Genomic DNA, 13,926 nt, shown 5'->3' with positions numbered 1-13,926 from the left:
TCGAGCTGACTGAGAGGACAGGCACGGCAGCATGGGCGAGGTCTTCGCGGGCCGGTACGAGCTGATCGACCCGATAGGGCGCGGCGGGGTGGGGGCGGTCTGGCGGGCCTGGGACCAACGCCGCAAGCGGTATGTGGCGGCCAAGGTGCTGCAGCAGAGCGATGCGCACACCCTGCTGCGCTTCGTACGTGAGCAAGCGCTGCGTATCGATCATCCGCATGTGCTGGCGCCCGCCAGCTGGGCCGCCGACGACGACAAGGTCCTGTTCACCATGGACCTGGTCAGCGGTGGCTCGCTCGCCCATCTCATCGCGGACTACGGTCCGCTGCCGCCCAGCTTCGTCTGTACGCTCCTGGACCAGCTGCTTTCCGGACTGAACGCGGTGCACGCGGAGGACGTGGTGCACCGGGACATCAAGCCCGCCAACATCCTGCTGGAGGCGACCGGAACCGGCCGGCCGCATCTGCGCCTGTCCGACTTCGGTATCGCGATGCGCAAGGGTGAACCGAGGCTGACCGAGACCAACTATGTGGTGGGCACGCCCGGTTACTTCGCCCCGGAGCAGATGCTGGGCGCCGACCCGGACTTCACCGCCGATCTCTACGCGGTGGGCCTGGTAGCGCTCTATCTGCTCAGCGGCAAGAAGCCGGACGCCCGGGCGCTGGTGGAGGCGTATCAGCACGGGATACCGCCCGCGCCCGCCGGGTTGCCGGAGCCACTGTGGCAGGTGCTGGCCAATCTGCTGCACCCAGACCCGCAGGCCCGGTTCAAGACGGCCGTCGGGGCCCGCAAGGCGCTCGCAGGTGCGGCGGAGATGCTGGCGGCCGACGCCACGCCGGAGAACGAGGCCGTAGAGGTCTTCGACCATATCGGGCCACTGCCCGCCGAGTTCAGCCCGGACGGACCGATCGCGGCCACCGTGCCCGCGGCGTTCCCCACACCGCCGACCCCGTCCTCGGAGACGGGGAGCTTCCATCTGGCGCCGCCCACCAGCATGCCGGTACCGCAGCAGCCGAGCACTCCGCCGACGCCAACGCCGCCCCCGGGGCAGGCTCAGTCACCGTATGCGTCGTACCAGCCACAGCCTCAGCCCCAGCCGCATACGCCACCGCACGCGCCCGTTCCGGGGTCCATGAAGCGGCCGGGACCGCCCCCGAAGGTGGCGGTCCCGGTGCTGGTGGTCGCTTTGCTCTGTTTCGCGGTAGGGATCTGGGCGCTCACCCAGTCCTGACTAACTGACCGCTGACCGGCTGGCTGACCGGCTGGCCGCTACCGCTGCCAGCCGTCCGGTGGCCCATAGCCCGGCTGCTGATGCACGGTGGTGGGGTACGGCGGCTGCGCGGCAGCGGCCGCGGCTCGGCGGCGGGCGATCAGTACCCACAGGGCAAGCCCGAGGATCAGCACGGTGCCCGCGCCGATTCCGGCCCAGGCGATGAGCTGCTTGCTGTCACTGTCCGCGACATCGGCCGCCGTCAGGCCCTGCTCAGCGGCCTTCCTGTCCTCATCGGTGACGCCGAAGCCCGCGGCCACGGCGTCACCGTCGTAGTCGGGAGCCTCCTTGGGCTCGCCCCTGAACTTGACCCGGAGGGTGACGTTCGCGCCCTTGGGGAAGTACTGCGCGAGGTCCTGGTGCACGGTGACCTGAAGGTAGTACCACCCGGCGATGCTCGCCCCGCGACCCTCGTCGTCAAAGCGGTTGCCGTACTCCACTGGCCGCAGTCCCAGCGGGGCCGATGCCTGGTCACCGTCATACGAGGTGAAGTTGTCATCCACGATGTCGGCCCGTGCGGGGTTGAACAGATTCAGTCCCAGCGCCTTGGAGACATACTTGGACGATCCCTCCTCCTGCTGCTCGGCGTTGGGCAGTTCGGCCGCGGCGAAGAGCTGCTGCCCCCAGTCGACCGGCACCCGGTAGAAGCGGGTCTCGCCCGGCTGGATCCGGTCCTTCCATACCCCGGGCCCTATCGCACCGGCGTCATTGAGGCTGGTGCCGCCCTTGGCCTGGTCGGCCTGCCCGGTGGGCTGGGTGGGCGGCTCTGAACTCCAGGTGCCCTGGCCGGGCGGCCCCGGAATGCTGCCCTTGAGACCGGGCTCCCGCATATAGCGGATCTCGACCGGCCACTCACCGGGATCGGAGGCCGCCTTGCCCTTGCGCTTGACCGAGAAGAGATACGGCCCGGCCTGCTGGCAGGTGTCGATACCGCCGCCGATCCGGCGGGCCGCGTAGTCACCGATCGGGTACGACACCTCACCGCCCTTGAAGGACGCCGCACCGCTGGTGTCGCACTTCTCACCGCTGGTGGTCTTCAACTCCAGCTCAATACCGTCCCCGTAGGACGCCACCTTGGTGCCGGGCTTCGGTGCCGCGACCGCGGAGATATAGGCGGTCGAGGTGGCGTCCAGAGTGACGCTGTAGTACTTCTCCTCGCCCCGCGCGATGGTGTCGGTGTAGAAGCCCGGCTTGATTTCCGGAGCGTCTCCGCTGCTCGCGGCGCCCTTGATGGGCTTGGCCTCCTCAGCCATCTGATACTCCGGCACCTCGGCCGCCGCCGCCTGACCCGGCAGGACCGCTACCGCGCACAGCGTCACCACGGCGGCGGCGATCCGCGCGCCCGTACCCTTCGTGCGCCACTTCACCACGCGCCACCCCTCGTCGTATCCGTGATCATTCCCCTTACCGCCCCCTACCGCCTTACGCCACGACACCGCGCATGCACGGCCGCGCCCACCGGCCCGGACCATCCTGCACCGCCGGAGCCATCACCGCCCCGGCGTCCCCGGAATCGCCGAGCGGGACCGCGATGCAGTAATCGCCGCCCTGCCGCACCGAGGTGACCGTCCCCGAGACGGCGGTCGGCTTCCCGCCCCGCAGAGCCGCAGCCCGGTCGGGTAACCGTCGAGCGGGCTGTCCACCACGGACCCCACGGCGTTGCGGGCCGCCCCGATACGGGTGCTTCCGGAGCCGTCGTCGTCGCCCATCGGACCGGATGAGTCGAGCACCATCACCAGGCTGCCATTGCCATCAGCAACGGCCACTGGGACGCCCGGCACCGCACCCAGCACCTCACCAGTGAGCATCGTCATCCGGCGTTGGATACCTGCCGTGCCCTGCCTCCCCCTGATCCGCCGGCTGGCTAAGTCTGGGCCGCTCCCCAAGACGTGCCGTCAGTGCCGCCCCAGGGCGCCGGGCAGAGCCAGGTCCTGGCCCAGTCCTGGCCCTGACCTTCCCGGCTGTACCGATACACGGATCCGCCTGGCGCGCCGGAACCAGCGCGGCAGGCAGCGCAAGCACCGTATTCGTTTGCTCTTGCACACCTCAAGGGCAGGTACGTCACGGTCCCGCAACACGACGAAGCCCCGGCCTGAGCCGGGGCTTCGTCGGTGCTGCTGGTCTCTCAGACACCCGGACCGGCGGGCACGGAGTCAGTTGCCTCCGTCCACAGGTCCTGCTCGGCACGGTCCGCCTGGATCTGGCGGTACACGAGGAGTCCGCCGATGGCGGCCAGCGCGACCAGGAGGAGCTTCTTCACGGCGTTACCTCGTCCTTCAGAGACGTTGGGACCTTCTGGCGCCCGATGATACCCAACTCGCGCGTAACCAAAAGCGATCGGCCCGGTCGGAGATTTCTCCGGCCGGGCCAATCCTCGCGGTGGGGCTAACAGGACTTGAACCTGTGGCCTCTTCCTTATCAGGGAAGCGCTCTAACCGTCTGAGCTATAGCCCCGCGCTGCACCGAAAGATTAGCGCATTCCTGGCCGTGCCCCAAAATCCGTTCTCAGCCACCGCCGGCAGGGCTTACTCGTCCTCGGCCAGGGTGAGCTCCACACCGCCGACGAAACCGGCGGACAGGTTGTAGATGAAGGCCCCCAGGGTGGCCAGCGCCGTGGCCAGGACCACGTCGATCACCGCGATAATGGAGGTGAAGGTCAGCACGCGGGGCAGCGACAGGAAGGATTCCAGGTCGAAGCCGCCGCTCTCCGTCGATTCGGTGGCCTCGCTGATCGTCCTGCCGATGGTCTCAAAAACACCCATGGCGTCCATGACCATCCACAGCACAGCAACCGCGACGATCGTGCAGATACCCAGCGCGATGGAGAGCAGAAAGCTGACCTTCATCACCGACCATGGGTCGGCCTTGGCCACCCGCAGCCGCGCCTTACGGATCCGCGGGACGGTACGCGCTCCCGTGCGTGGGCGGCGTACGCCGCCGCCCTGGGTGGCGTCGGGCGCGTAGTCCTGCTGCTGGCCGCCGGGGGCCGGGTAGGCCTGCGGCGGGTGGTGCGGCGGCTGCTGGGATTGCGGCTGTGGTTGCGGTTGCGGCTGTGCCTGCTGTGAATGGGGCTGGGCACTCGTCATCGTTGTTCCCCCACGGTGGGATACGCCTGGAAGCGACCATCGTCAGCGAACGGACCACGGGCACCGCCAATCTCCGCGCCGCCCGTGGTCCCGCTCACGACTTACTCCTCGTTGTCCGTGGCTGTGTCCGCCGCGTCCTCTGCGTCCGCTGCGGGGCCCTCAGCCTCGACTTCCTCAGCCTCGCGGCCGGCCTCGGCATTGCGGGCGATACCGACGACGGCATCCCGCTTACCCAGGTTGATCAGTTGGACGCCCATCGTGTCACGGCCCGTCTCCCTGACCCCACTGACCCGCGTACGGATCACACCTCCGCCGAGCGTGATGGCGAGGATCTCGTCCGTCTCCTCCACCACCAGCGCGCCGACGAGCGAGCCACGGTCTTCCACGATCTTGGCGGCCTTGATACCCAGACCGCCACGACCCTGGACCCGGTACTCGTCCACGTTGGTGCGCTTCGCGTACCCGCCATCGGTGGCGGTGAACACGAAGGTACCGGCTCGGACAACATTCATCGAGAGGAGTTCATCGCCCTCCCGGAAACTCATGCCCTTCACACCCGAGGTAGCGCGTCCCATCGGACGAAGAGCTTCATCCGTAGCGGTGAAGCGGATCGACTGCGCCTTCTTGCTGATCAACAGCAGATCATCATCGGGGGAGACCAGCTCCGCGCCGATCAGCTCATCGTCGCGGCCGTCGTCCATCTCCCGGAGATTGATCGCGATGACGCCGCCCGAGCGCGGCGAGTCGTAGTCCTTCAGCGGGGTCTTCTTCACCAGACCCGACTTGGTCGCCAGCACCAGATACGGCACCGCCTCGTAGTCCCGGATGGCGAGGATCTCGGCGATCTTCTCATCCGGCTGGAAGGCCAGCAGGTTCGCCACATGCTGCCCGCGCGCGTCCCGGCCGGCGTCCGGCAGCTCGTACGCCTTGGCCCGGTAGACCCGGCCCTTGTTGGTGAAGAACAGCAGCCAGTGGTGGGTCGTGGAGACAAAGAAGTGGTCGACGATGTCGTCTTCCTTGAGCTTTGTGCCCCGTACGCCCTTGCCGCCGCGCTTCTGCGCCCGGTAGTCGTCGGTCTTCGTGCGCTTCACATAGCCGCCACGCGTGATGGTGACGACGATGTCCTCCTCGGCGATCAGGTCCTCGATGGACATATCACCTTCGAAGGGCACCAGCTGCGAGCGCCGGTCATTGCCGAACTTCTCGACGATCGCGGCCAGCTCCTCGCTGATGATCCCGCGCTGCCGCAGCGGGGAGGCCAGGATCGCGTTGTACTCCTCGATCTTCGCCTGCAGCTCATCGTGCTCGGCGGTGATCTTCTGCCGCTCCAGGGCGGCCAGCCGGCGCAGCTGCATCTCCAGGATCGCGTTCGCCTGGATCTCGTCGATCGTCAGCAGGTCCATCAGCCCGGTGCGGGCCACATCGACCGTGTCACTGCGCCGGATCAGCGCGATGACCTCGTCGATCGCGTCCAGCGCCTTCAGCAGACCGCGCAGAATATGGGCGCGTTCCTCCGCCTTGCGCAGCCGGAAGCGGGTGCGGCGCACCACAACATCGATCTGGTGCGTGACCCAGTTGCGGATGAACGCGTCCAGCGACAGGGTGCGCGGCACCCCGTCGACCAGGGCGAGCATATTCGCGCCGAAGTTGGTCTGCAGATCGGTGTGCTTGTAGAGGTTGTTGAGGACGACCTTGGCCACCGCGTCCCGCTTGAGAACGATGACCAGCCGCTGGCCGGTGCGCGAGCTGGTCTCATCCCGCACGTCCGCGATACCCGCGACCCGGCCGTCCTTCACCAGGTCGGCGATCTTCAGCGCGAGATTGTCCGGGTTGACCTGGTACGGCAGCTCGGTGACCACCAGGCACTGGCGGCCCTGGATCTCCTCAACCTCGACGATGGCCCGCATCGTGATCGAGCCACGCCCGGTGCGGTACGCCTCCTCGATGCCGCTGCGGCCCACCACCAGCGCGCCGGTCGGGAAGTCCGGGCCCTTGATCCGCTCCAGCAGGGCGTCCAGGAGCTCTTCGTTGGTGGCCTCCGGGTGCTCCAGATACCACTGGGCACCGGCCGCCACCTCGCGCAGATTGTGCGGCGGGATATTGGTGGCCATCCCGACCGCGATCCCCGCGGAGCCGTTGACCAGCAGGTTCGGGAAGCGGGACGGCAGGACGGTCGGCTCCTGGTTACGGCCGTCGTAGTTGTCCTGGAAGTCGACGGTCTCCTCGTCGATATCCCGGAGCATCTCCATGGCCAGCGGCGCCATCCGGCACTCGGTGTACCGCATGGCCGCGGCCGGGTCATTGCCCGGCGAGCCGAAGTTGCCGTTGGAGTCGACCAGCGGCATCCGCATCGACCAGAGCTGGGCGAGCCGGACCAGGGCGTCGTAGATGGAGGAGTCACCGTGCGGGTGGTACGTACCCATGACGTCACCGACGACACGGGCGCACTTGTAGTAGCCCTTCTCGGGCCGGTAGCCGCCGTCGTACATCGCGTACAGCACCCGCCGGTGCACCGGCTTGAGGCCATCGCGGACATCGGGCAGCGCACGCGAGACGATCACGCTCATCGCGTAGTCGAGATACGAACGCTGCATCTCGGTCTCAAGCGTCACCGGCTCGACGCGCATGGCGAGGCTGGTGTCGACGACGACGCCGTCTTCTGGAGCGTTATCAGGAGTGATCTCGTCGGCCATTGCTGTTCAAAGTCCCTTTCTGGATGCGGCGCCCGGGGCCGACTCAGATGTCGAGGAAACGGACGTCCTTGGCATTGCGCTGGATGAACGAGCGCCGCGACTCCACGTCCTCGCCCATGAGGATGGAGAACAGATCATCGGCCGCCGCCGCGTCGTCGATGGTCACCTGGCGCAGTACCCGGTGCTCGGAGTCCATGGTGGTGATGCGCAGCTCCTCGGCGTTCATCTCACCGAGACCCTTGAACCGCTGGATCGCGTCATCACGGACCCGCTTGCCCTGCTCGCGGCCGAGCTGGATGAGCTGGTCGCGCTCGCGGTCGGAGTAGGCGTACTCAAACTCGTCCCGGCTCCACTTGATCTTGTAGAGCGGGGGCTGGGAGAGAAAGACATGCCCGGCCTCGACCAGCGGCCGCATAAAGCGGAACAGCAGCGTCAGCAGCAGGGTGTTGATGTGCTGACCGTCGACATCGGCGTCCGCCATCAAGATGATCTTGTGATAGCGGAGCTTGCTGATGTCAAAGTCCTCGTGGATGCCGGTGCCGAAGGCCGAGATCAGCGCCTGCACCTCGGTGTTCTGCAGCACCCTGTCGATCCGGGCCTTCTCAACATTCAGGATCTTGCCGCGGATCGGCAGAATGGCCTGGTACTGCGGGTCACGGCCGGACTTGGCCGAGCCGCCGGCGGAGTCACCCTCGACGATGAAGATCTCGCACTTGGCCGCGTCATTGGACTGGCAGTCCGACAGCTTGCCCGGCAGCGAGGCGGTCTCCAGCAGGCCCTTGCGCCGGGTCAGGTCACGTGCCTTACGGGCCGCTACCCGGGCCGTAGCAGCCTGGATGCCCTTGCGGATGATGTCCGCGGCCTCATTCGGATTGCGGTCCAGCCAGTCGGTGAGGTGCTCATGGACGATCTTCTGGACGAAGGTCTTCGCCTCGGTGTTGCCCAGCTTCGTCTTGGTCTGACCCTCGAACTGCGGCTCGCCCAGTTTCACCGAGATGATCGCGGTCAGGCCCTCCCGGATGTCCTCGCCCGTGAGGTTGTCGTCCTTCTCCCGGAGCAGCTTCTTGTCCCGGGCGTAGCGGTTGACCAGGCTGGTCAGCGCGGCCCGGAAGCCCTCCTCGTGCGTACCGCCCTCATGCGTGTGGATCGTGTTGGCGAAGCTGTAGACACCCTCGGTGTACTGGGTGTTCCACTGCATCGCGATCTCAAGGGAGAGCATCCGCTCCTTGTCCTCCGCCTCGATGTCGATCACCGAGGGGTGCACCGGCTCGCCCTTACGGGAGTTGAGGTGCCGGACAAAGTCGGTAATGCCGCCTTCGTAGTGGTACGTAACCGAGCGGGCCTGGTCCTCATCAGCCGAGTCCGTGGTGTCCGCACCGGAAGTCAGCTTCGCCGCCTCCCGCTCATCGGTCAGCGAGATGGTCAGGCCCTTGTTGAGAAACGCCATCTCCTGGAAACGCCGCGACAGCGTCTCAAAGGAGTAGTCAGTCGTCTCGAAGATGTCGCTGTCCGCCCAGAAGGTGACCATGGTGCCGGTCTCCTCGGTGGGCTCATTCTTCGCCAGCGGCGCGGTCGGCGCACCCAGCTTGTAGTCCTGCGTCCAGCGGTAGCCATCCCGCTTGATCTCGACAGCGACCTTCTGCGACAGCGCGTTCACAACCGAGACACCGACACCGTGCAGACCACCGGAGACGGCATAGCCACCCCCGCCGAACTTCCCGCCCGCGTGCAGCACGGTCAGCACGACCTCAACCGCGGGCCTCTTCTCGGACGGCACGATGTCCACCGGGATACCCCGGCCGTTGTCGATGACCCTGACGCCGCCATCGGCGAGAAGCGTCACATCGATGGTGTCCGCGTGCCCGGCCAGCGCCTCATCGACGGAGTTGTCGACGACCTCGTACACCAAGTGGTGCAGACCGCGCTCACCGGTCGAGCCGATGTACATGCCAGGTCGCTTACGGACCGCGTCCAGCCCTTCAAGGACAGTGATCGCGCTGGCGTCATACGCCGACTCACCCAGAGGCACGGCAGAGGCAAGCTCGACGTTGGACGGGAGATTCTCGTTGGGGTTGCCGGAATCGGCCACGAAGCGCCCTTTCTGGCACAGCACAAGCCATCTCCCGGCAGGCGGGAGCGGCTGCGTCGTTCGACTAGGTCCGCAGTAAGGCGGGTGCCGCCCAGTCTACCGGTAGCGCTGAGATGAATGGGGGTTTGCCGGTGCCTGAGTCCGCATGTGCCGCCCTGAACTCGCGTCCGCCGACTCCCTATATGCAGACCGGGCCCCCAAGAGGCTCACAGGGGCGCTCAGCGCTTCGCGCTGTCAACCTCCGATTACCGTGAGCGGAGTCACTCCCCGCACAGGATTCTCACCCGTAAGTGTCCCCGGGCCCCTGGCTCCCCGGCGCCCGCAGCGGGCCATAACGGCGCTCCGGGCCCCCGGGCCCCAAAACCTTGATCAACTTCACACTGCCCTGACCCAGATCATCGTTCAGCCGACGCACCAGCTGCGGAGCCAGCAGCCGCAGCTGCGTCGCCCACGCCGTCGAATCGCACTGCACCGTCAGCACCCGCTCCTGCTCGTCATAGCTACGCGGCGCACAGTGTCTCGCCAGATCCTCCCCCACCAGCTGCGGCCAGCGGCCCATCACACCGCCCACCGCCATCGGCATCTCCCAGCCGCGCTCGGTCTTCAGCCGCTCAATCGCGGCACCCAGCGGCAGCGGATCCCGGCCATCGCGACGCGCACCGGAACGCAAACCCCCACGGCGCGCCTGCTTCTTCTGCCGGTACGCCTCCCCCCGCGCCTTCGCCTGCTCCTTCGCGGCCCGCAGCGCGACCCGCGCCAGATCCACCCCCGAGTGCTCCGGCACAGACTGCTCACCCGGGCCCGGCTCTCCCCGGTCCCCGCTCGTACCGCTCGTACCGCTCGTACCGCTCATACCCGGGTCACCTCCCCATCGGCGACCACATACCGCGCCCCCGACAACACCCCCGGCACATCCTCCGCAACCGCAGCCGTCACCAGCACCTGCTCACCAGGCGCCACCAGCTCCGCCAGCCGCTCCCGGCGCCTGGTGTCCAGCTCAGCGAAGACATCGTCCAGCACCAGCACCGGCTCAGCGCCCTCGGCGCACAGCAGATCGTAGGACGCCAGCCGCAGCGCGAGCGCGAACGACCAGGACTCACCATGGCTGGCATACCCCTTCGCCGGGAGCTGCCCCAGCTTGAGCAGCAGATCGTCCCGGTGCGGACCGACCAACGTCACCCCACGCTCGATCTCCTGCTGACGAGCCTCGCCCAGAGCGCCGAGAAGCTGCTCATACAACTCCGCACGGGAACCGCCGCCGACCGGGCAGCGATACTCCAGAGCCACCGGCCCACCCCCCGGGGCCAGCCGCTCATAGGCCTTGTCGGCCAGCGGTTCCAGCGCGGCGATCAGATCGAGCCGCTGAGCCAGCAGCTCGGCACCGGCCCGCGCCAGATGCTGATCCCACACATCGAGAGTGGACAGATCCATGCTGCTGCCGACACGGCTGCCATGGCGGCGTGCCATCGCCGCCGACTTCAGCAGCGTATTGCGCTGCTTGAGCACCCGGTCATAGTCCGAACGCACCCCCGCCATCCGCGGCGAACGGGCAGTGATCAGCTCATCCAGAAACCGGCGACGCTCGCCCGGATCCCCCTTCACCAGGGCCAGATCCTCGGGCGCGAACAGGACCGTACGCACCATGCCCAGCACATCGCGCGGCCGGACCTGCGAAGAACGATTGATCCGGGCCCGATTGGCCCGCCCCGGGTTCAGCTCCAGCTCAATGAGCTGCTGCCGCTCCCCCTGGGTCACCGCCGCCCTGATGACAGCACGGTCGGCACCCATCCGCACCAGCGGGGCATCGGAGGAGACCCGGTGACTGCCGAGCGTGGCCAGATAGCCCACCGCCTCGACGAGATTGGTCTTGCCCTGGCCATTGGGCCCCACAAAAGCCGTCACGCCCGGATCAAGGGAGACCTCGGCCCGGGCGTACGAGCGGAAGTCGGCGAGCGACAGATGCGTAACGTGCATGGGCTACGCCCTGACCTCCCTCCCCAGCGTGTGGACTACTTCTTGTTCTCGACCTTGTTCTCGACCGCATGGCCGCCGAACTGATTGCGCAGCGCGGCGATCATCTTCATCTGCGGGGAGTCCTCCTGCCGGGAGGCGAACCGGGCGAAGAGCGACGCGGTGATCGCGGGCAGCGGCACCGCGTTGTCGATCGCCGCCTCCACGGTCCACCGGCCCTCACCGGAGTCCTGCGCGAAACCCCGCAGCTTGTCCAGATGCTCATCGCCATCGAGCGCGTTGACCGCCAGATCCAGCAGCCAGGAGCGGATGACCGTGCCCTCCTGCCAGGAACGGAAGACCTCGCGGACATCGGTCACCGAGTCCACGGCCTCCAGCAGCTCCCAGCCCTCGGCGAAGGCCTGCATCATCGCGTACTCAATGCCGTTGTGAACCATCTTCGCGAAGTGGCCAGCACCGACCCTGCCCGCGTGGACGGCGCCGAACTCGCCCTCCGGCTTCAGCGCGTCGAAGACCGGCTGCACCCTGGCGACATGCTCGGGGTCACCGCCGTACATCAGCGCATAGCCGTTCTCCAGACCCCACACGCCACCGGAGACACCACAGTCAACAAAGCCAATGCCCTTGGCGGCCAGCTCGTCGGCGTGCTTCTCATCATCCGTCCAGCGCGAGTTGCCGCCGTCGACGACGATATCGCCGGGCGAGAGCAGCTGGCCCAGCTCATCGATGGTGGACTGGGTGGCCGCACCGGACGGGACCATCACCCACACCACACGCGGCCCCTCCAGGGCGTCCACAAGCTCCTTGAGGCTGTGGACATCGGCGAGGTCAGCGTTGCGGTCATAGCCGATAACGGTGTGGCCTGCGCGGCGGATGCGCTCGCGCATATTGCCGCCCATCTTGCCGAGACCGATGAGACCGAGCTCCATCAGTGTGGGCCTTTCTGCTGTGCGTCACGTACGTGCGTACGAGCCTACGCCGGACAGTCCCCTGCCCCCTGCCCAGGCTGGACCCCGGAGCTCAGCCTGGCTCAGCCGCTGAGGCGGACCGGCATGATCAGGTACTTGTACGCGTCGTCCGCCTCCGCGTCGACCGCGGGCTTACCGCCCAGCAGCGCGGGCTTGGTGGAGGTGGTGAAGGACAGCTGGGCGACCGGCGAGTCAATCGCGCTGAGCCCCTCCAGCAGAAAGCCAGGGTTGAAGGCGATCGAGATGTCGTCACCCTCCAGCCGCGCGTCCACCCGCTCCACAGCCTGTGCGTCATCGCTGGAACCGGCCTCCAGGATGAGTACGCCCTGCTCAAAGCTCAGCCGCACCGGAGTGTTCCGCTCAGCGACCAGCGCGACGCGCTTCACGGCCTCTACGAACGGCGCTGTTTCGATCACCGCGACCGAGTTGAACTCGGTCGGGAACAGCGTGCGGTACTTCGGCAGATCGCCTTCCAGCAGCCGGGTGGTGGTACGGCGGCCCGCGCCCTCGAAGCCGATGAGGCCCTCACCCGCACCGGAGCCGGAGAGCGCCAGTGACACGGTGTCGCCGCCGCTCAGCGACTTCGCGGTATCCAGCAGCGTCTTGGCCGGGACCAGCGCGACAGCGGAGACATCCGGGGTCTCCGGCTTCCACAGGAACTCACGCACCGCGAAGCGGTAGCGGTCGGTGGATGCCAGCGTGACCGTGTCGCCCTCGATCTCGATCCGCACACCGGTGAGCACCGGCAGGGTGTCGTCGCGACCAGCGGCGATGGCGACCTGCGCGGCGGCCGCCGCGAAGACCTCACCGGGGACGGTGCCGGTAGCGGTGGGCATCTCGGGCAGCGCCGGGTACTCCTCCACCGGGAGGGTGTGGAGCGTGAACCGCGAGGAGCCGCAGACGACGCTCACCCGTACACCGTCTGTGGAAATCTCAACGGGCCGGTTGGGCAGCGCACGGCAGATGTCGGCGAGGAGCTTGCCGGAGACGAGGACGGTGCCCTCCTCCTCCACCTCCGCTTCGACCGAGACCCGGGCCGAGACCTCGTAGTCAAAGCCGGAGAGGCTCAGCGTCCCCTCCTCCGCCTTCAGCAGCAGTCCTGCGAGGACCGGCACCGGCGGACGGGCGGGAAGGCTCTTGGCGGCCCATGCCACCGCCTCCGCCAGTACATCGCGCTCTACCCGGATCTTCACCTTCAGCCGCCTCCTGCTGTTGCTGGTTGCCGGAGACCAGTCTGACGCACCGCACTGACAGCTCGTGCGGCTCGGGGTCAAGTCGTGACGAGATGGGTAGGACGCCCGCACCCTGAGTTGTGCACAGCCCCCGGTTCCAAGCGATTTCCCCGGTCTAACTCTGTGGTCGTAGTAGTAGGCCCTGTGGATTCCGGGGATAACTCAGTTTCTGCAGGTCAGCACCCATTTTTTGTCCACCGGGCCTGTGGGCGCAGCGGTGGACGAAGCGGGGGTCGCTGTGGACGGCGAAAAGTTCTGCACACCCGGTCCCCAGCCCACCCTGACTTCCCCACAGCGTCGTCCCCAGGAATCCCCAAGTTCTCAACAGCCCAAACAGTGGGGGTCGTGTGACGCCTTTCACACGACCCGGTGATCCGGCGCGTCGCGTTGCCGAACAGTGGACAGGGGTGTGGAGAAGCTGTGCACAACTCAGGGAATGCTGTGGGTTGGTGGTGGATAAGTCAGGGGGCGGCCTGACGCCCGCCGTGTCGTCCACAGCTTGTGGATCTTTCGAGTTCACAGTTCCACAGGCCAATGACCTCGGATGATGATGCCCCGGCCGGGCGCGCTGTGGAAGCTTTCGGGACAACTTCGCGGTCCCCAGGGTGTGGACGGGC

11 protein-coding genes and 1 tRNA gene are annotated in these 13,926 nt (G+C 67.3%); 1 reads left to right on the top strand and 11 read right to left on the bottom strand.

What is annotated here, in order from left to right:
* Positions 1-31: 31 nt before the first annotated feature.
* Complete coding sequence (locus tag test1122_RS13110) at positions 32-1,231, top strand: serine/threonine-protein kinase (RefSeq protein ID WP_232269352.1); 1,200 nt, start codon at positions 32-34, stop codon at positions 1,229-1,231.
* A gap of 38 nt (positions 1,232-1,269) precedes the next feature.
* Here the strand turns inward: test1122_RS13110 and test1122_RS13105 are convergent, their stop codons facing one another.
* From test1122_RS13105 to dnaN, 11 genes are all read right to left on the bottom strand, one after another.
* Positions 1,270-2,640 (bottom strand): hypothetical protein, encoded by a 1,371-nt coding sequence (locus test1122_RS13105; protein ID WP_232269351.1) that lies wholly within the window; start codon positions 2,638-2,640, stop codon positions 1,270-1,272.
* Between the two features lie 120 nt (positions 2,641-2,760).
* The gene (locus test1122_RS13100; RefSeq protein WP_422396977.1) at positions 2,761-3,084 is read right to left on the bottom strand and encodes a hypothetical protein; all 324 of its coding nucleotides are present in this window, start codon (positions 3,082-3,084) and stop codon (positions 2,761-2,763) included.
* Between the two features lie 311 nt (positions 3,085-3,395).
* Positions 3,396-3,530 carry a DLW-39 family protein gene (locus test1122_RS13095; protein ID WP_219818897.1) on the bottom strand — a complete coding sequence of 45 codons (135 nt, stop codon included), beginning with the start codon at positions 3,528-3,530 and terminating at the stop codon, positions 3,396-3,398.
* Positions 3,531-3,650: 120 nt separating this feature from the next.
* Positions 3,651-3,724 (bottom strand) — tRNA-Ile (locus test1122_RS13090).
* Positions 3,725-3,795: 71 nt separating this feature from the next.
* A complete protein-coding gene (locus tag test1122_RS13085) occupies positions 3,796-4,356 on the bottom strand; it encodes a DUF3566 domain-containing protein (RefSeq protein WP_232269350.1) in 561 nt (186 codons plus the stop codon).
* A 101-nt stretch (positions 4,357-4,457) separates the two neighbouring features.
* Positions 4,458-7,049, bottom strand: coding sequence for a DNA gyrase subunit A (gyrA, locus tag test1122_RS13080; RefSeq protein WP_232269349.1), 2,592 nt, complete (start codon positions 7,047-7,049; stop codon positions 4,458-4,460).
* 43 nt (positions 7,050-7,092) lie between these two features.
* Positions 7,093-9,162 (bottom strand): DNA topoisomerase (ATP-hydrolyzing) subunit B, encoded by a 2,070-nt coding sequence (gyrB, locus tag test1122_RS13075; protein ID WP_277879826.1) that lies wholly within the window; start codon positions 9,160-9,162, stop codon positions 7,093-7,095.
* Between the two features lie 256 nt (positions 9,163-9,418).
* Entirely contained in the window at positions 9,419-9,991 is a 573-nt protein-coding gene (locus tag test1122_RS13070) for a DciA family protein (RefSeq protein WP_232269348.1), read from the bottom strand.
* A complete protein-coding gene (gene recF, locus test1122_RS13065; RefSeq protein WP_232269347.1) occupies positions 9,988-11,112 on the bottom strand; it encodes a DNA replication/repair protein RecF in 1,125 nt (374 codons plus the stop codon). The genes test1122_RS13070 and recF overlap by 4 nt, the downstream gene beginning before the upstream one ends.
* Positions 11,113-11,147: 35 nt before the next feature.
* Positions 11,148-12,038 (bottom strand): phosphogluconate dehydrogenase (NAD(+)-dependent, decarboxylating), encoded by an 891-nt coding sequence (gene gnd / locus test1122_RS13060; RefSeq protein ID WP_232269346.1) that lies wholly within the window; start codon positions 12,036-12,038, stop codon positions 11,148-11,150.
* Between the two features lie 101 nt (positions 12,039-12,139).
* On the bottom strand, positions 12,140-13,270 hold the full coding sequence (gene dnaN, locus test1122_RS13055; RefSeq protein ID WP_232269345.1) for a DNA polymerase III subunit beta: 1,131 nt from the start codon (positions 13,268-13,270) through the stop codon (positions 12,140-12,142).
* Positions 13,271-13,926 lie beyond the last annotated feature (656 nt).

This window comes from Streptomyces gobiensis (assembly GCF_021216675.1).
Taxonomy (GTDB): Bacteria; Actinomycetota; Actinomycetes; order Streptomycetales; family Streptomycetaceae; genus Streptomyces; species Streptomyces gobiensis.
This window is presented reverse-complemented; position numbering and strand designations above follow the sequence as displayed.